Raw genomic sequence first — 16228 nt, 5'->3', positions numbered from 1 at the left:
ACTGCGTTGAGCGTTTTTTTGGCGGCTGGTTTACTTGCTCGCGAACAGCCAGACTAGGATGATCACCAGGATTGCGGCGACGATGCAGACGATGGCGCCGGTGAATTTGATGCGTGAGTCGCGGGTGCGCTCGCGCACCGCGTCCTCGGTGGCCTCGAGCTGGGCGACTTCTCGCTCGGTCTCGGCGTGTTCGGCTTTGTCTCGGGCCAAGGATCCTGCAAGCGACTCAGTGATCTCTGGATGGTCATGTACCTCGGTCGCCTGCTCGATGATCGACTGTGCATGTGCGGCATCTGCTTGGGCGTTGGCGATGCTTTGCTCTTGGTCGCGGCGTGCCTTGTCCTCGGCGGCGATCTTCTCGCGCAGTTCGCGCTGGCGCGTCGTGGCGGCAGTTTTCGCCGTCTGCAGCTCGTCGCGCGCGGCATCAGCCTCAGTCGTCACGGCTTGGTGCGCGCGTTTGGCTTCGGCAATGGGGGCTTGAGCCTGCTCGACGGCCTGCTCGGCTGCGGCAAGCGAGTGCTCAAGGTCGGCGGTGATGCGCGGGACATCTTCTTCGGCTTTACGCAGGGCATCTGCCGTGTCGGAGATCTGCATCGAGAGCTCGCTGGTGCGCACCGTATAGTTGGCGGGATTTGCCGAGGGATTGCGTTGCAGCTCGGCATACTCATGACGCAGCGTCTCGAGCTGGGCGCGCGTGGCGTCGACGGTTTGTTGTGCGGCGGCAATGCCGGCGTCTCGCTCGGCCTGCACCTTGTCGCGGATGCGCTTGGAATCCTCAAGACGTCGAACGAGGCGGTTGCCGGTCTCGCGCGAGCTTGCCTCGCGGGCCTCCACGGCGTCGAGCGCGGCCTTCAGGCGGAGCTCGGTCGCGTCATCCTCTGTCTTCATTTGTTCGAGCTGACTCTTGAGCTCTGTCGCTTTGGCGGCGTGGGCATCACGGTCAATCTCGGCTGCCGCAGCGGTCTTTTGCGCTGTGGCGATCGCCTGACGCTGGTCGGCGACGATCTGGTCGTAGCGGCCTGCGATATCCTGGCGCGTCTCGAGCTCCTCGGCCTGATCGACAATGCGCTGCTCAAGTTCGGCCAGGTGGGCGCGGGCATCGGCAAGTGCCTTTTTCGCGGCGTTCATCTCGCGCATGGCCGAGGCGCCCTGGGCAATAAAGGTGCCCACGGCGTTCGCGGTGTTCGAGACAGCGGTCCCCAGATCGCGGTTCGCGTCGGGGGAGTGCGGGGCGATCGGGCGAGCGGTGTCGACAGCGTCCGCATCGGCAGCCTGCGGCGCGGCGATATTGCCGGTACCGCCCTCGACCACAGAAAAGCCCGCTGCGTGCGGATCGACCGCATCGGCGCCAATCGTGGGGTGCTCGAGCTGCAGAAACGAGGGCATGGTGCTGCCCTGGTCGGCAACGGGGGTCTCGCCGGGTACAAAGGTCGAGGCCGCCTCGGCGGCCTCCTCTTCCTCGGCATCAATATCGGCATCGGCCACGGCGTCTTTCATCGCTTTGACGGCATCCATCATGGAGTCCATGACGGCATCGAGCTCTTCTTCCGAAGACACCTCGATGGGGCCCGCTGCTTGCGGGGCGGGGTCCGTGTCAGGTTCGGCATCGCTCGGCTCCGGCTGCTCGCTTTCATCATGCTCGACAGTATCGTCTGTGTCTGTTGCCTTATCCGCACCGGCGTGCGCATCTGCGGTGGCGGGCGCATCGGTGGAGGCGTCGACGCAGGTAGGAGTATCGCAGTCGTCGACGGCGTCTTCGGAATGATCAATATGCTGCTGAGTCTGGGGGTCCAGCTCGTCTGTCATAGGCATGTGCTCCTCATCGTTGTTTGTCACCCTATGATAAAGTCTCGCGCCGACATCCCACGCGCTGCAGCAAAGTTTCAAAACGTGTTCGATGGCTCGATCTGATAACGATAACTCGGCCGCTTTATCCAGTTTGTACTTGACAATCCCTTCGCCGAACGACGTGGTGCCGTTCGCCTACCGCGGTCTTTTATTTTCGCTTGAACACGCTAAAGTTGCATCTCAGCTTTTGGCGCGTGAAGTTGGATACGCGCAGTCGGCGGGCGTGCCCGTCGCGATTTGAAAGGACTTTGTATGGGACTTTTCACTGGTAAGACCGTGATCGTCACCGGCGGCGGCAAGGCCACGCTTAAGGACGGTTCCGCTGGCTCCATCGGCTACGGCATCGATATCGCATTTGCCAAGGAGGGCGCGAACCTCGTCATCACCGGCCGCAACGTCGCCAAGCTCGAGGCCGCCAAGGAGTCTCTCGAGGCCGAGTACGGTGTCAAGGTTCTGCCTGTTCAGGCCGATGTCTCGGCTGGCCAGGATAACGAGGCCGTTGTCCAGAACGTCATCGACAAGGCCATTGAGGAGTTCGGCCGCATCGACGCCGTCGTCAACAATGCTCAGGCCAGCGCCTCGGGTGTGACCATCGCCGATCACACCATGGATCAGTTTAACCTGGCCATTTACTCCGGTCTGTATGCTACCTATCTGTACATGCAGAAGGCCTATCCGCACCTGAAGGAGACCAAGGGCTCCGTGGTCAACTTTGCCTCGGGCGCCGGCCTGTTTGGCAACTATGGCCAGTGCAGCTATGCTGCCGCCAAGGAGGGCATCCGCGGCCTGACCCGCGTTGCCGCCAACGAGTGGGGCAAGGACGGCATCAACGTCAATATCGTTTGCCCGCTTGCTTGGACCGCTGCGCTCGAGAACTTCCAGGATGCTTACCCCGAGGCTTTCAAGGCCAACGTCCACATGCCGCCGGCAGGCCACTACGGCGACGTCGAGAAGGAGATCGGCCGCGTGGTCGTTCAGCTCTGCGGTCCCGACTTTAAGTACATGAACGGCGAGACCGTCACCCTCGAGGGTGGCATGGGCCAGCGGCCCTAAGAGTTACGCGGTTTTACCAAACCGCGTAGCCAGTTGACGCTGCGCGGTCACCAGAGCGACAACTTGTCATTCAAAGAGGGCGGCATGACCAGAAGGTCTATGCCGTCCTCTTTTCATGCCAATTTGTTCGCTCTGGTGACCGCTCGCTGACGTTGCCAAAACATCGGTGTTGCTGGAGTAGTCGTTGGGGACGTTCTTAAATGACTAGTCATAAGGGATACTCTTGCCGGCGCTTGGGGACAGTCCCTAAGTGCCGGCAGATTGGGACACTCCTTTGCAAGATGGCGCTGAAGACTGTCCCCAACGACTAACCGTTTAAGAACGTCCCCAATGACTATGACCCCTTTGCACCAGTTTCTGTCGAGTCGGTGCGGTTTGCGGGTTGCCCGTATAATGGTTTGCGTATGAACCGCAACCAAGGAGTTCCAGTTTATGGACCAGAGCCTTTTTAAATTCGACCTGATCGCCGAGGATCCGACGACGCATGCGCGTGCCGGCGTGCTGCACACCCCGCACGGCGACATCGAGACGCCGATCTTTATGCCCGTGGGCACCAAGGCAAACGTCAAGGGCATCCCCACCGAGACCGTCAAACAGCTCGGCGCCCAGATCGTGCTTGCCAACACCTATCATCTGTCCATGCGTCCCGGCGAGGACACTATCGCCGAGCTGGGCGGCCTGCACAAGTTTATGAACTGGCACGGTCCTATCCTCACCGACTCGGGCGGTTTCCAGGTGTTCAGCCACAACGACGCCGTCAAGCTCACCGACGAGGGCGTGCGCTTTATCGTCAACGATTACGACGGCCGCCACGTGTTCTGGACACCCGAGGACAACATGGAGATCGCCATGAAGCTCGGCTCCGACATCTGCATGCAGCTGGACCAGTGCCCGGGCTATCCCGCCACGCGCGCCTACGTTGAGCGCGCGGTGGAGCTGTCGAGCATGTGGGCCGAGCGCTGCTACAAGGCTCACACCCGCGATGACCAGGCGCTCTTTGGCATCGTCCAGGGCGGCATGCATTTGGATCTGCGCCTGCGCTCTCTGCGCCATCTGGAGGAGTGCGGCGACTTCCCCGGTTACGGCATCGGCGGCTACTCGGTGGGCGAGGACCACGAGACCATGTTCGAGACCCTGGCGCCGCTTGCGAGCGAGTACATGCCCAAGCACAAGCCGCGCTACCTGATGGGCGTCGGCAACCCGACGACGCTCGTGCGCGGCGTGGGCGTGGGCATCGATATGTTCGACTGCGTGCTGCCGACGCGCACCGGCCGCATGGGCACGGCATTCTCCAGTGAAGGTCGCCTTAACTTCCGCAACGCGCGTTTTGCGCACGACGACGGCCCCATCGACCCCACCTGCACCTGCCCGGTGTGCACGGGCGGCTACAGCCGCGCGCTCATTCGCCACATGGTCACGCAGAAGGAGATGCTCGGCGGCATCCTGCTTTCGATGCACAACATCTACTACCTGCTCAACCTTATGCAGCGTGCCCGCCAGGCCATTATCGAGGGCCGCTACGGCGCGTTTGTGAGCGACTGGATGAACAGCCCTGCGGCGGTGGACTACTAAGAGCGGCGCGGGCGCTTGCAGAGCGCGGGCAACGGCAAGGGGCGAGCGACGGCCGGTCGTCACATTTGCTGACACCGGCCGCACGACCGCTGACCGATAGCTTGCAAGCACTTGATGCATCGTGGGTACCATACCGAATAGTTGATGTTCGGGCGGGTGTTTGGCGCATGGCGTCGACCCCGCCCGCTTTTCTTTTTCTCGATAGGAGTGCCCATGATTAAGAATGAGAACGTCGAGGGCGAGCCTGCCTACGACGAGACGTACCGCCGCGGCCCCGTGGTCATGCGCGGCCCCATGATTCCTAAGGACAACACCTACGCCAACCTGCTGGCGCCCGAGGAGTCGACCGACTGGCTGCATGCCGATCCGTGGCGCGTACTGCGCATCCAGGCCGAGTTTGTCGATGGCTTTGGCGCACTTGCCGAGTTAGGGCCTGCGGTGACCATCTTCGGTAGTGCCCGCACGCCCAAGACGGACCCGGCCTACAAGGCGGCGCGCACGGTCGGCCGTAAGATTGCCCAGCGCGGCGTGGCGGTTATCACCGGTGGCGGCCCCGGCATCATGGAAGCGGCCAACAGGGGAGCGGCGAGTGTCAACGGCAAGTCAGTTGGCCTGGGCATTGAATTGCCGCACGAGCATGGGCTCAATAAATACGTGAACCTCGGCATGGACTTCCGTTACTTCTTTGTGCGCAAGACCATGTTCGTCAAATACAGCTCGGGCGCCATCGTGTTTCCCGGCGGCTTTGGCACGCTCGACGAGATGTTCGAGGTGCTCACGCTGGTGCAAACGCACAAGGTCAAGCGCATGCCCCTCGTGCTGGTGGGCACAGAGTACTGGCAGGGCCTGTTCGACTGGCTCAACGGCCCGGTGATGGACGCCGGTATGATCAGCCCGCTCGATCCCGAGCTCGTGCACATCACCGACGACCTCAACGAAGCCGTCGACATCGCCCTGAGCGGGCTGATGTAGATCAATCGTGCCCACGCGACATGAATACGCATGGCAATCTGATGTTATTTAACATCAGATTGCCATTTATATTCAAGACTTTAGTCCGCTGGCCGCGCAGCGGCCAGCTTTAAACCACCCGCTACGCGGGTGGAGACAAACGGCTTTACAAAGCCACCCCTCCGACCGATATTGACGATTGTTCAGGCCGTCAAGAATTCGAGTCGAAGGGGTGGTCGCCATGGCCCAGAAGGCCTACAGCCTTTCCCACACGAAGTGGATGTGCAAGTACCACATCGTGTTCACGCCGAAGTATAGGCGCAAAGTGATCTACAACCAAATCAGGAGCGACATAGGGGAGATCCTCAGGAAGCTGTGCGAGTACAAGGGGATCGAGATAATCGAGGGGCACCTGATGCCCGACCACGTGCACGTGCTGCTGGCGATCCCGCCGAAGTACAGCGTCGCGAGCGTCATGGGCTACCTGAAGGGGAAGAGCTCGCTGATGATATTCGACAGGCACGCCAACCTCAAGTACAAGTTCGGCAACAGGAAGTTCTGGGCGGAGGGCTACTACGTGTCCACCGTCGGCCTGAACGAGGCGACGATCGCCAAGTACATCAGGGAGCAGGAGTCCCACGACATCGCGCTGGACAAGCTGAGCGTGAAGGAGTACGAGGACCCCTTCAAGAGGGGGTGATGCTGCCGGTTCGACCGGCGCGCCACGGGTCAAGATGCACTAGGCCTGGACGAAGTCCGGGCCCGCGCCTTTAGACGCGAGCCCGGGGCCCGTGGGTTATACCCTAAGAGCAAACCACCCTTTTTAAGGGTGGTTCTGATTGGGTATACTGGTGTAAAAGACGAGGGCGAGGAGGTCGCAAATGTCTACAGCAACAGTTAAGCCTACGACGGTTCGAATCGAAGAGGGGCTCAAGGAGCAGGCGACTGAGTTCTTGGATTCGGTCGGCCTCAGCCTCAATTCCTATCTCAATCTTGCCGTTCGGCAGCTGGTAAATCAGCGAAAGATTCCTTTTGAGATTGTAGGAAGGGCGGAGGTGCCCAACGAGGCGACGAGGCGTGCCATGGTGATCGCCAAGGCTCATGAGTTGGGGATTTTGCCGGACGATAGCCCGTCATTCAATAACGCTGATGAGCTTATGTCATTCCTCGATGAGGAATAGCGATGTTCGAGATTAAAGTCGAGGCTCAATTTAAGGTGGACTACAAACGAACGATGCGCATGCATCCGCAGCTAAAAAGTGAGTTTAAAGCGGCGGTTGCAGAGCTTGTGGCTCATGGGTCACTTCCGGCGGAGTATGGCGCCCACGAGCTCTCAAACCCGGGCGGAAACTACAACGACCACATCGATTTCCACCTATCCGATGGCTTGGTCGATGTGGTCGTTCTTTATCTTCCCCATAAGACTAACCCAATGATTAGGCTGGTGAGAATGGGCACTCATCAGGAGCTGTTTCAGGGTCCGCTGGGCTGATCGCCGATTTCCAAGTTGTGGTGGAATAGGGATTGATTGGCGGCTAATAAGCCAAAAACAGTCCCTATTCCACCGCAACTGATGTGGGCGTCCCTAGTGAGTTGGCTGGTAGCGGGGGCAGTAGCTGATGGCGATGGCGTCGATGCCTACATGGGTGGCGATGGTGCAGCCGATGGGGCCGGTGCCGGCGTCTACATAGTCTTGGCCTGCGAGCGCTTGGCTGACGAGCTCTTGCTCCTCGGCGGCGCCGGTCGTGAGCACGCGCACGCTTGAACCCGGATGCTCAGCCAAAAACGCGAGGCAGTCGGCCATGGTGTTGACGACGATGCGCTTGGCGCCGCGGCCCTTCTTGATGGCCTTGATCTCGCCCGATTTCCACTCCGGCGAAACGGCCAGGCGAATGTTGAGCATCTGCGTGAGCTGGCCGGCGAGCTTGGGCGCGCGGCCGTTCTTAACGAGGTTCTCGAGCGTGCGGGGAATCAGCAGCAGGTGGGCGTCGGGCAGCGTCGCGCGGATCTGCGCCTCGGTCTCGTCCAGGCTGCGGCCGTCCTCGCGCATGGCCAGCGCGTACTCCACCAGCAGGCCCTCGGCACCCGAGCCGGTGCGCGAGTCGATGCAGCGCACGTCGAGTTCGTGCGTTTCGGCCGTCAGGCTGGCGTTGGCATAGCAGGCGGACCACTCGCTGCACAGTGAGATAAAGATGGCGCTATCATGGCCGTCGGCGAGCACGCGGTCAAAGAGTGCCTTGAACTCGCCGGCGCTCGGCTGCGAGGTGTGCGGCAGTTGCTCGGAGCCGGCCATGCGCGCGACGTATTCCTCGGCGGTAATCTGCACCTGGTCGAGCAGGTCCTCGCCCTCGATAATCACATGCAGCGGAATCACGTAAATGCCGAGCTCTTGAGCGTGGGCGGGGGAGATGTCCGACGTGGAGTCGGTTATGATGGCAAAAGACATAATTGCACCTTTCGTTGGGGCGCTTGCGCGCCGCCTTCTGAGAGCAAAGTGCGACAAGTATAGTAGAGTCGTTCCACATTACTAGGTTCAATTGTTGAATAGTCAACAGTTTGAAGTGTCGGTGTGGAAATCGTCAACTGGGGAAGAGGAATGCCGATGGAGGCGTTGGAGATAGGCAAACGGCCGGTCGTGTTGTTCGATTTTGACGGCACGGTGGCAGATACGGGCCGGGCAGTGATGACCTCGACGCGCAAGACGCTGGCTGCGCGCGGGTTTTCGGAGGCGCAGATGGGTGATCTGCGCCGTATGATCGGGCCGCCCCTGTGGAAGAGCTTTCACGACTTTTACGGCTTTTCCCGCGAGGAGTCGCTTGTGGTGGCCGACGAGTACCGCGCCTTTTTTGATGAGCTGGGGCCGGAGGAGTACCCCGTGTTCGATGGGGTCCCCGAGCTGCTGGATGGGTTGGCCGCCCAGGGCAAGCGTATGGCCGTGGCGACGTCTCGCATGGAGGCGAAGTGCATCGATATGGTTCATGAGCTGGGGCTTTGCCAGTTCGAAGCTGTGGTTGGCATGAATCCGCCGCAGGGACGCGAGACCAAGGCCGATTCGGTTCGCGATACCCTGGCGGCGCTCGGCGCGACGGCCGACGATGCCGTGATGATCGGCGATCGCTTTAACGATGTGGAGGGCGCGCACGCGATGGGCGTGCCGTGCATCGGCATCTATTCGGGCGCGGCAGCGCCGGGGGAGCACGAGGCCGCGGGCGCCGATGCGGTGGTGCACTCGGTGGCCGAGCTTGCTAAACTTTTCGCTATCTAATAGACATAATGTGAGGGGCGGGCGTACCCGTCGCTCATTGGTAAGGAGGTCGTTCATGAATCAGGTGGAGCAGAGCGTTGCCGAGTATGTCGACGAGGTCTGGGAGGATGTCGTTGCCGATATCGAACAACTGGTGAGCTATCCGTCCGTGGCCGTTGCTGCCGATGCGGAGCCCGGTGCGCCGTTTGGCCGCCCGGTCCGTGACGCGCTCGATTGCGCGCTCGGCATTGCGCAAAAGCTCGGCTATCAGACGAGCGACGACGGGGGCTATGTGGGAATCGCCGATATCCCGGGTCGCGGCGACAAGCAGCTCGCGACTATCTGCCACGTGGACGTGGTTCCCGCTGGCCCCGGTTGGAACACCGACCCGTTTGCGATGGAGCGCCGCGAGGGCTGGCTGCTCGGTCGCGGCGTGATTGACGACAAGGGTCCGGCGGTGCTGTCGCTCTACGCCGGCGCTTATCTGCTCAAGCACGGCATTACCCCGCGCTATGCTTTCCGCGCGCTGCTGGGCTGCGATGAGGAAGTGGGCATGTCCGACGTTCACCATTATCTGGAGAACCACGCAGACCCCGACTTTCTGTTTACGCCCGATGCCGAGTTCCCGGTCTGCAATGCCGAGAAGGGCCAGTTTGGGGCGACATTTGTGAGCTCCAAGATCGACGGCGGTCGTATTGTGTCCTGGAGCGGTGCCGAGGCGAGCAACGCCATTCCGTCGCAGTCTATCTGCGAGCTTGCGATTGACGCCGATGAGCTGCCGGCACCGGTCGAGAACGCCGACCGCCTGGAGATCACAGCACTCGACAACGGACATGCCCAGATTTTCGCCCACGGCATTGGCGGTCATGCCTCGATGCCCGAGGGAACGATCAATGCCGTCGGCCTCATCGTGGCGTATCTGCGCGAGGCCGAGGATGCGTTTGGTGCGCGCGACGAGCGCCTGCTGAGACCTGCCGAGCACGAGTTCGTCAAGTTCCTGGCTTTTGTGCATGCGGACGCCTATGGCCGCGGCCTAGGTATCGATGCGACGAGTCCGGCGTTTGGCCCGCTTACCTGCAACGCTGGCGTCACCCGCGTGGCGGATGGCCATATTGAGCAGGTCATCGACGTGCGCTTCCCCGACAGCACGAGTGCCGATACCATCCGCGAGCAGCTCGATCCGCTCGTGGGCCGTTTTGGCGTGACGTGCCGTGTGGGTCGTGCGAAGGTGCCGTTCTCGGTCTCTGCCGACGATCCGGCCGTGAAGGCGCTTATTGATACCTATAACGAGTTTACGGGCAAGCATGCTGAGCCCTTTGCCATGGGCGGCGGCACGTACGCACGCAACTTTGCCCGCGCCGTCTCGTTTGGCCCCGAGGAGACCGGCCTGGAGCTGCCCGCATGGGGCGGCCAGATGCACGGCCCCAATGAGTGCGCCAACGAGGAACAGCTCAAGCAGGCGCTCAAGATTTATATCGTGGCGATCTTACGTTTGAACGAGCTTGAGCTTTAAGGCTGCGGCGTTTTAACAACTTAGCACCCCTTTCGTCCGGGCTTTTTAAGTTGCGGTGGAATAGTTCCTAGAATGGGCCATTTGATGGCCAAGCAGGAACTATTTCACCGCAACTTTGTTTTTATTGGTGTAAAAGGCGGGTCATGCTTGGTGGCGGGTTTGTTATCCGTTTGTAAAGGCTGGGCAGAGCTTGCGGTAAGGGTCTATCAAATGTCCGTAAGAAACCGCAGATAAGGCGGTCGTCGCCCGATCGAGACCGTATCTTTCCAAACAGCAAAGCGGGCAGGGTGCCCGCGAGTCGCATGTATGAAAGGAAGATCATGCTCGATCAGGCTTATTCTCGTCGTCAGTTCCTCGGCCTCGCTGGTGGTCTTGCCAGCATCGTCGGTCTCGGTCTCGTTGGTTGTGGCGGCTCCGGCGCATCCGACGCCGCCGCCAAGGGTAGCGCCGCCGCCGAGTCCGTCTCCGGCGAGGTGACCTACGACGGCGCCTCCTCGTTCCAAGCTCTCGTCGAGGCCGCTGCCGAGAAGTTCATGGATGCCAACCCCGACGTCTCCGTCTCCGGTTCGGGCAACGGTTCGGGCAAGGGCCTGACCGCTGTCGCCGCCGGCACCGTTACCATCGGTAACTCCGACGTCTTTGCCGAGACCAAGCTCGAGGCCGATCAGGTCAAGAACCTCGTTGACCACGAGGTCGCCGTTGTGGGTATGGGTCCCGTCGTCTCCAAGAACGTGAAGGTCGACGACCTGTCCCTCGAGCAGCTCAAGGGCATCTTCTCCGGCCAGATCACCAACTGGAAGGAGGTCGGCGGTGACGACGCTACCATCGTCGTCCTCAACCGCAAGGCCGGCTCCGGCACCCGCGCCACCTTCGAGGCCGCCGTCTTTGGCGATGAGGCCGTCGACTTTAAGGGCGACGCCGAGCTCGACAAGTCCGGCGATGTCCAGACTCAGATGGGCAGCACCGACAACGCCATCTCCTACCTCGACTTCTCGCACTTCGATGACTCCAAGTTCAACGCCATCAAGGTCGAGGGCGTCGAGCCCAAGAGCGCAAACGTCACCGACGACTCCTTCAAGATCTGGGCTACCGAGCACATGTACTGCGCAAAGGACGCCGACGAGGCCACCAAGGCCTTCCTGGAGTTCATGCTCTCCGACGACGTCCAGGGCAAGCTCGTCGAGGAGCAGGGCTTCATTCCCGTCTCTGCCATGAAGGTCGTCAAGGACGCCAGCGGCAAGGTCTCCTCTAAATAAGTAACCGCCCCGGAAAGGTTTGCAATGGCAAAACAGCTGCCAAAGCGCGACCTTGAGAACGTGGGCCTGGGCGTCACGGGTGCGTGCGTAGCGCTCGTGACGCTTGTCGTTGCCGCGCTCATCTTTATGGTCGCCCAAAAGGGCCTCTCGGCTTTTGTCAAGGACGGCGTCTCGGTCGTCGAGTTCTTTGCCGGCACCAAGTGGGACCTGGCCAACACAGCCGAAAACGGCCTGCCTTATACCGGCGCCCTGCCCCTGATCGTCACCTCGTTTGCGGTCATGGTGCTCTCCACGCTTATCGCGCTGCCCATCGCCATCGGCTCTGCCATCTTTGCGGTCGAGATCCAGCCTAAGTTTGGTTCCAAGATCTTTCAGCCGCTTATTGAGCTTTTGACCGGCATTCCCTCGGTCGTCTTTGGCCTGATCGGCTTTCACGTGGTCGTCGGTCTTATGAAGAGCGTTTTCCACGTGAGCACGGGTCTGGGTATCTTGCCCGGCGCTATCGTGCTGGCAGTCATGATTCTGCCGACGATGACCACGCTTTCGGTCGATGGCCTGCGCGCTGTGCCCGACAGCTACCGTCAGGGCTCGCTCGCGCTGGGCTACACCCGCTGGCAGACCATCTGGCACGTGGTGCTCAAGTCCGCCATGCCGTCGCTCATGACCGCGGTCATCCTTGGCATGACCCGCGCCTTTGGCGAAACGCTCGCCGTGCGCATGGTTATCGGCGGCATCGAGGCCATGCCGACGTCGCTGCTGTCGCCGGCGTCCACCATCACCACCACGCTCACCACGTCCATGGCGGTCTATGCCGAGGGCTCGGCCCAGGACGATGTCCTGTGGGCGCTCGGTTTGCTGCTGATGGGCATGAGCCTCATCTTCATCCTGATCATCCATCTCATTGGCCGCAAGGGGGCGAAGGCTCGTGGCTAGCATGCGCATCCATATCGACGAGGCAAGACTCGGGCGTGTCCAAAAGCAGGACCGCATCGCCACGGGCGTGCTGACGGCAATTGTCGCCATCGTCATGCTCATCGTCGTCTCCATGGTGGCCTACATCCTGTTCGAGGGCATCTCGACGCTGTTCCAACCGGGCTTCCTCACGCAGCCCGCGCGCGCCAACGGAACCCAGGGCGGCGTGCTCTACCAGCTGTTCGACTCGTTCTACCTGCTGCTGATCACCTTAGGTATATCGGTGCCCATCAGCCTGGGCGGCGCGGTGTTCTTGGTTGAGTACGCGCCGGACGGACCCATCCGCGACATCGCCTCCACCGCCATCGAGACGCTGTCCTCGCTGCCCTCCATTGTCGTGGGCATGTTCGGCTTTCTGGTGTTCTCGGTGCAGCTGGGCTGGAAGTACTCCATCATCTCCGGCGCCGTCGCGCTCACCATGTTCAACATCCCCATCCTGGTGCGCGTGATTCAGCAGGCGCTCGAGGACGTGCCGCAGGCCCAGCGCGATGCGTGCCTGGCCATGGGCCTCACTCGCTGGGAGGCCACACTGCACATCCTGATTCCCGAGGCCATGCCCGCCATCGTGACCGGCATCGTGCTTTCGGCCGGCCGCGTGTTTGGCGAGGCCGCGGCGCTGCTCTTTACCTCGGGCATGAGCTCGCCGGTTCGCCTGAACTTCTTGAGTTTTAACCTGTCGAGCCCCACCTGCGCCTGGAACGTGTTCCGTCCCGGCGAGTCGCTCGCCGTTCATATCTACAAGATCTATGGCGAGGGCAGCCCCGAGGCCCAGCAGATCGTCTGGGGCACCGCGGCACTGCTGATGATTTGCGTGCTGCTGTTTAACGTAGTCGCCCGTATCGTGGGCAAGCAACTGGCAAGGAGGATGACGGCCGAATGAGCGAGATGAATACAACGCCCGCAACCGAAGCGGCCACGTCCGAGACCCAGGACTTTCTGTCGAGCGTGGGGCAAAGCGAAAAGCACGTGCGTGTGAGCGGCAAGGCCGTGAGCGACGAGGTCGTACTCTCTACCAAGGACGTCAACGTGTACTATGGCGATCACCATGCGCTGCACAATACGTCGCTCGACTTTCACAAGGGCGAGATCACGGCGCTCATCGGGCCTTCGGGCTGCGGCAAGTCGACCTTCTTGCGCAGCCTCAACCTCATGAATCGCGAGATTCGCGGCTGTCGCGTGGAGGGCGAGATCAACTACCGCGGCCGCAACGTGAACACCAAGACCGAAAACACCTACGAGCTGCGCCGTTCCATCGGCATGGTGTTCCAGCAGCCCAACCCGTTCCGCAAGTCCATTCGCGACAACATCACGTTTGCGCCCAAGCGTCACGGCATCACCGACCGCGACGAGCTCGATCGCATGGTCGAGGAGAGCTTGCGCGGCGCGGCGCTGTGGGACGAGGTCAAAGACAAACTCGACAAGAGCGCCTACGCGCTTTCGGGCGGTCAGCAGCAGCGCCTGTGCATCGCGCGCACGCTGGCGCTCAACCCCGACGTGATCCTGTTTGATGAGCCCTGTTCGGCGCTCGACCCCATCTCGACGCTGGCGATCGAGGACCTCATGTCGTCGATCGTTGCCGAGCGCGCCATCGTCATCGTGACGCACAACATGGAGCAGGCGTCGCGCGTGTCCAACCGCACGGCGTTCTTCTACATGGGCGATATGGTCGAGTACGACGAGACCGACGAGATTTTCCAACGGCCCAAGGATAAGCGGCTGAATGATTACCTCACCGGCATGTTCTCCTAGTCCGGGACATGCTTGAGGCCCGCGGCGGCCACGGCCCCCGCGGGACTGATTGGAGAGGCGGGTCATCTCTTTTGCGAGATGGCCCGCCTTTTTGCTCTGCGACCGAAACGACCACCACAAAGGGGACAGGCACCTTCGTGGTGGTTTGGGGTGGGGCTCGCTGCTATCATGGACAACGTTGAATTTCTACGAAGGAGCAGGGCATATGGCGATTCTTTTGGGATGCGATTCCATCAGCCTAGAGTTTCCCACCAAGCATATTTTCGATAGCGTTACGCTCGGCGTGGGCGAGGGCGACCGTATTGGTATTGTCGGTAAAAACGGCGACGGTAAGTCGACGCTGCTGAGCGTGCTCGCCGGCACGTTGGAGCCCGACGACGGCCGCGTGACGCACCGCCGCGACACGACGATTGGATTGCTCGGCCAAAAGGATAACCTGGTCGATACCGACACCGTGCATCATGCCGTCGTGGGCGACACGCCCGAGTATGAGTGGGCGTCGAGTCCGCGTACGCGCCAGATCCTCGCCGGCCTCATCAGCGATGTACCCTGGGAGGGCATGGTGGGCGAGCTCTCGGGCGGTCAGCGCCGTCGCGTGGACCTCGCGCGCCTGCTGATCGGCGACTACGACGTGCTCATGCTCGACGAGCCCACCAACCACCTGGACATGCGCACCATCAACTGGCTTGCGCGTCACTTAAAGGCCCGCTGGCAGCGCGGCCAGGGCGCCATGCTCGTGGTCACGCACGACCGCTGGTTCTTGGACGAGGTCTGCACCAGCATGTGGGAGGTCCACGACGGCCAGGTAGATCCCTTCGAGGGCGGCTACTCGGCATATATCCTGCAGCGCGTGGAGCGCGACCGCATGGCCGCCGTTACCGAGGAGCGCCGTCGCAACATGGCGCGCAAGGAGCTCGCGTGGCTGAGCCGCGGCGCCCAGGCGCGTTCCACCAAGCCCAAGTTTCGCGTTGAGGCTGCTCGCGAGCTGATCGCCGACGTACCGCCCGTGCGTGACGAGCTGGAGCTCAAGCGCCTTGCCGTGAGCCGCCTAGGCAAGCAGGTCATCGATGTCATCGACGTGGATGCCGGCTATGCGGATACCGATGGTGCGCCCAAGCAGGTGCTCTCCGACGTGACCTGGCTCATTGGTGCGGGCGACCGCTATGGTCTTTTGGGCGAGAACGGCGCCGGCAAGTCGACGCTGCTCGACGTGATCCAGGGCAAGATCGCGCCCCTGCGCGGTCGCGTGAAGATTGGCCAGACGGTGCGCTTTGGCGTGCTGTCGCAGCAGCTCGAAGAGCTCGAGCCCTACATGGGCGACACGATCCGCGAGGTGCTCAGCAACTATAAGAAGTACTACGTCATCGACGGCAAGGAGACTTCGCCCGAGAAGCTCTGCGAGCGTCTGGGCTTTACGACGCAGCAGCTCTGGAGCCGCATCGGCGATCTTTCGGGCGGCCAGCGCCGTCGCCTGTCGCTGCTGCTGACAATCCTGGACGAGCCCAACGTGCTCATCCTGGACGAGCCCGGCAACGACCTCGATACCGACATGCTGGCGATTGTCGAGGATCTGCTCGACGGCTGGCCTGGCACGCTGATCCTAGTGACGCACGACCGTTTCCTCATGGAGCGCGTGACCGACCAGCAGTGGGCGCTGCTCGACGGCCACCTGACGCATATGCCCGGCGGCGTGGATCAGTACCTGCGCCTGTGCAACGCCACCGCCGAGGGCGAGCCCGTGGGCGCGCCGAGCGCCAAGACCGGCACGTTCGACACCGGCGCCGCAGCGGTTGCGGCCGAAAAGCCCAAGACGAGCGGGCAGCCCAATGGCCTTTCCAACGCCGAACGCCAGAAGCTTCGCCGCGAGGTGAGTTCGCTCGAGCGCAAGATGGAGACGCAGCGCGCTCGCGTGGAGGAGGCCGAGGCCGCCATGGCCCAGGTCGATCCCACCAACTACACGGCGCTGGGCGAGCAGCAGGCAAAGATCGACGAGGCCCACGCCGCCATGGACGAGCTGGAGATGGCGTGGCTCGAGGCGAGCGAAAAGCTCGAGGGCGAGGAGTAGACGAG

The 16228-nt window shown here is 61.8% G+C and carries 15 protein-coding genes; 13 read left to right on the top strand and 2 right to left on the bottom strand.

Features of this window, described 5'->3' with window-relative positions; all coding sequences use genetic code 11:
- Positions 1 to 30: 30 nt before the first annotated feature.
- The gene (locus tag ACGHIZ_RS08150; RefSeq protein WP_227789826.1) at positions 31 to 1806 is read right to left on the bottom strand and encodes a hypothetical protein; all 1776 of its coding nucleotides are present in this window, start codon (positions 1804 to 1806) and stop codon (positions 31 to 33) included.
- Between the two features lie 294 nt (positions 1807 to 2100).
- Here ACGHIZ_RS08150 and ACGHIZ_RS08145 point away from each other — a divergent pair, with 294 nt between their 5' ends.
- The 6 genes from ACGHIZ_RS08145 (at position 2101) to ACGHIZ_RS08120 (ending at position 6916) form a co-directional block, all read left to right on the top strand.
- A complete protein-coding gene (locus ACGHIZ_RS08145; protein WP_006235414.1) occupies positions 2101 to 2901 on the top strand; it encodes an SDR family NAD(P)-dependent oxidoreductase in 801 nt (266 codons plus the stop codon).
- A gap of 432 nt (positions 2902 to 3333) precedes the next feature.
- Entirely contained in the window at positions 3334 to 4473 is a 1140-nt protein-coding gene (tgt, locus tag ACGHIZ_RS08140) for a tRNA guanosine(34) transglycosylase Tgt (protein ID WP_195622157.1), read from the top strand.
- Between the two features lie 213 nt (positions 4474 to 4686).
- A complete protein-coding gene (locus ACGHIZ_RS08135) occupies positions 4687 to 5445 on the top strand; it encodes a TIGR00730 family Rossman fold protein (protein ID WP_196033977.1) in 759 nt (252 codons plus the stop codon).
- A gap of 220 nt (positions 5446 to 5665) precedes the next feature.
- The gene (gene tnpA, locus ACGHIZ_RS08130) at positions 5666 to 6124 is read left to right on the top strand and encodes an IS200/IS605 family transposase (RefSeq protein WP_055287554.1); all 459 of its coding nucleotides are present in this window, start codon (positions 5666 to 5668) and stop codon (positions 6122 to 6124) included.
- Positions 6125 to 6305: 181 nt separating this feature from the next.
- Positions 6306 to 6605: a type II toxin-antitoxin system RelB/DinJ family antitoxin gene (locus tag ACGHIZ_RS08125; RefSeq protein WP_390447368.1), complete on the top strand. Its 300-nt coding sequence runs from the start codon at positions 6306 to 6308 to the stop codon at positions 6603 to 6605.
- A gap of 2 nt (positions 6606 to 6607) precedes the next feature.
- Entirely contained in the window at positions 6608 to 6916 is a 309-nt protein-coding gene (locus ACGHIZ_RS08120) for a type II toxin-antitoxin system YafQ family toxin (RefSeq protein WP_373094320.1), read from the top strand.
- A 93-nt stretch (positions 6917 to 7009) separates the two neighbouring features.
- Here the strand turns inward: ACGHIZ_RS08120 and ACGHIZ_RS08115 are convergent, their stop codons facing one another.
- Entirely contained in the window at positions 7010 to 7870 is an 861-nt protein-coding gene (locus ACGHIZ_RS08115; protein ID WP_195502727.1) for a DegV family protein, read from the bottom strand.
- Positions 7871 to 8026: 156 nt separating this feature from the next.
- Between ACGHIZ_RS08115 and ACGHIZ_RS08110 the strand changes: the two genes are divergently transcribed.
- The 7 genes from ACGHIZ_RS08110 (at position 8027) to ACGHIZ_RS08080 (ending at position 16223) form a co-directional block, all read left to right on the top strand.
- Positions 8027 to 8689, top strand: coding sequence for an HAD hydrolase-like protein (locus ACGHIZ_RS08110; RefSeq protein ID WP_373570332.1), 663 nt, complete (start codon positions 8027 to 8029; stop codon positions 8687 to 8689).
- A gap of 55 nt (positions 8690 to 8744) precedes the next feature.
- Positions 8745 to 10181, top strand: coding sequence for a M20 family metallopeptidase (locus tag ACGHIZ_RS08105; protein ID WP_390447363.1), 1437 nt, complete (start codon positions 8745 to 8747; stop codon positions 10179 to 10181).
- Positions 10182 to 10501: 320 nt separating this feature from the next.
- Positions 10502 to 11437, top strand: coding sequence for a phosphate ABC transporter substrate-binding protein (locus tag ACGHIZ_RS08100; protein WP_271739599.1), 936 nt, complete (start codon positions 10502 to 10504; stop codon positions 11435 to 11437).
- Positions 11438 to 11461: 24 nt separating this feature from the next.
- Positions 11462 to 12370, top strand: a complete 909-nt coding sequence (gene pstC / locus ACGHIZ_RS08095; RefSeq protein ID WP_271739600.1) for a phosphate ABC transporter permease subunit PstC — start codon at positions 11462 to 11464, stop codon at positions 12368 to 12370.
- A gap of 1 nt (position 12371) precedes the next feature.
- Positions 12372 to 13289 carry a phosphate ABC transporter permease PstA gene (gene pstA, locus ACGHIZ_RS08090; RefSeq protein ID WP_271739605.1) on the top strand — a complete coding sequence of 306 codons (918 nt, stop codon included), beginning with the start codon at positions 12372 to 12374 and terminating at the stop codon, positions 13287 to 13289.
- Positions 13286 to 14158 carry a phosphate ABC transporter ATP-binding protein PstB gene (gene pstB / locus ACGHIZ_RS08085; RefSeq protein ID WP_271739601.1) on the top strand — a complete coding sequence of 291 codons (873 nt, stop codon included), beginning with the start codon at positions 13286 to 13288 and terminating at the stop codon, positions 14156 to 14158. The genes pstA and pstB overlap by 4 nt, the downstream gene beginning before the upstream one ends.
- Positions 14159 to 14363: 205 nt before the next feature.
- On the top strand, positions 14364 to 16223 hold the full coding sequence (locus ACGHIZ_RS08080; RefSeq protein ID WP_390447359.1) for an ABC-F family ATP-binding cassette domain-containing protein: 1860 nt from the start codon (positions 14364 to 14366) through the stop codon (positions 16221 to 16223).
- Positions 16224 to 16228 lie beyond the last annotated feature (5 nt).

The sequence above is a fragment of the Collinsella sp. i05-0019-G5 genome, assembly GCF_042851345.1.
Taxonomy (GTDB): Bacteria; Actinomycetota; Coriobacteriia; order Coriobacteriales; family Coriobacteriaceae; genus Collinsella.
Note: the sequence above shows the minus strand (reverse complement) of the source record. Positions and strands in the feature narration are given on the sequence as shown.

Coding starts and splice junctions, on each gene's coding strand:
- ACGHIZ_RS08150 (WP_227789826.1), bottom strand. CDS start 1,806: ATGACAGACGAGCTGGACCCCCAGACTCAGCAGCATATTGATCATTCC.
- ACGHIZ_RS08145 (WP_006235414.1), top strand. CDS start 2,101: ATGGGACTTTTCACTGGTAAGACCGTGATCGTCACCGGCGGCGGCAAG.
- tgt (WP_195622157.1), top strand. CDS start 3,334: ATGGACCAGAGCCTTTTTAAATTCGACCTGATCGCCGAGGATCCGACG.
- ACGHIZ_RS08135 (WP_196033977.1), top strand. CDS start 4,687: ATGATTAAGAATGAGAACGTCGAGGGCGAGCCTGCCTACGACGAGACG.
- tnpA (WP_055287554.1), top strand. CDS start 5,666: ATGGCCCAGAAGGCCTACAGCCTTTCCCACACGAAGTGGATGTGCAAG.
- ACGHIZ_RS08125 (WP_390447368.1), top strand. CDS start 6,306: ATGTCTACAGCAACAGTTAAGCCTACGACGGTTCGAATCGAAGAGGGG.
- ACGHIZ_RS08120 (WP_373094320.1), top strand. CDS start 6,608: ATGTTCGAGATTAAAGTCGAGGCTCAATTTAAGGTGGACTACAAACGA.
- ACGHIZ_RS08115 (WP_195502727.1), bottom strand. CDS start 7,870: ATGTCTTTTGCCATCATAACCGACTCCACGTCGGACATCTCCCCCGCC.
- ACGHIZ_RS08110 (WP_373570332.1), top strand. CDS start 8,027: ATGGAGGCGTTGGAGATAGGCAAACGGCCGGTCGTGTTGTTCGATTTT.
- ACGHIZ_RS08105 (WP_390447363.1), top strand. CDS start 8,745: ATGAATCAGGTGGAGCAGAGCGTTGCCGAGTATGTCGACGAGGTCTGG.
- ACGHIZ_RS08100 (WP_271739599.1), top strand. CDS start 10,502: ATGCTCGATCAGGCTTATTCTCGTCGTCAGTTCCTCGGCCTCGCTGGT.
- pstC (WP_271739600.1), top strand. CDS start 11,462: ATGGCAAAACAGCTGCCAAAGCGCGACCTTGAGAACGTGGGCCTGGGC.
- pstA (WP_271739605.1), top strand. CDS start 12,372: ATGCGCATCCATATCGACGAGGCAAGACTCGGGCGTGTCCAAAAGCAG.
- pstB (WP_271739601.1), top strand. CDS start 13,286: ATGAGCGAGATGAATACAACGCCCGCAACCGAAGCGGCCACGTCCGAG.
- ACGHIZ_RS08080 (WP_390447359.1), top strand. CDS start 14,364: ATGGCGATTCTTTTGGGATGCGATTCCATCAGCCTAGAGTTTCCCACC.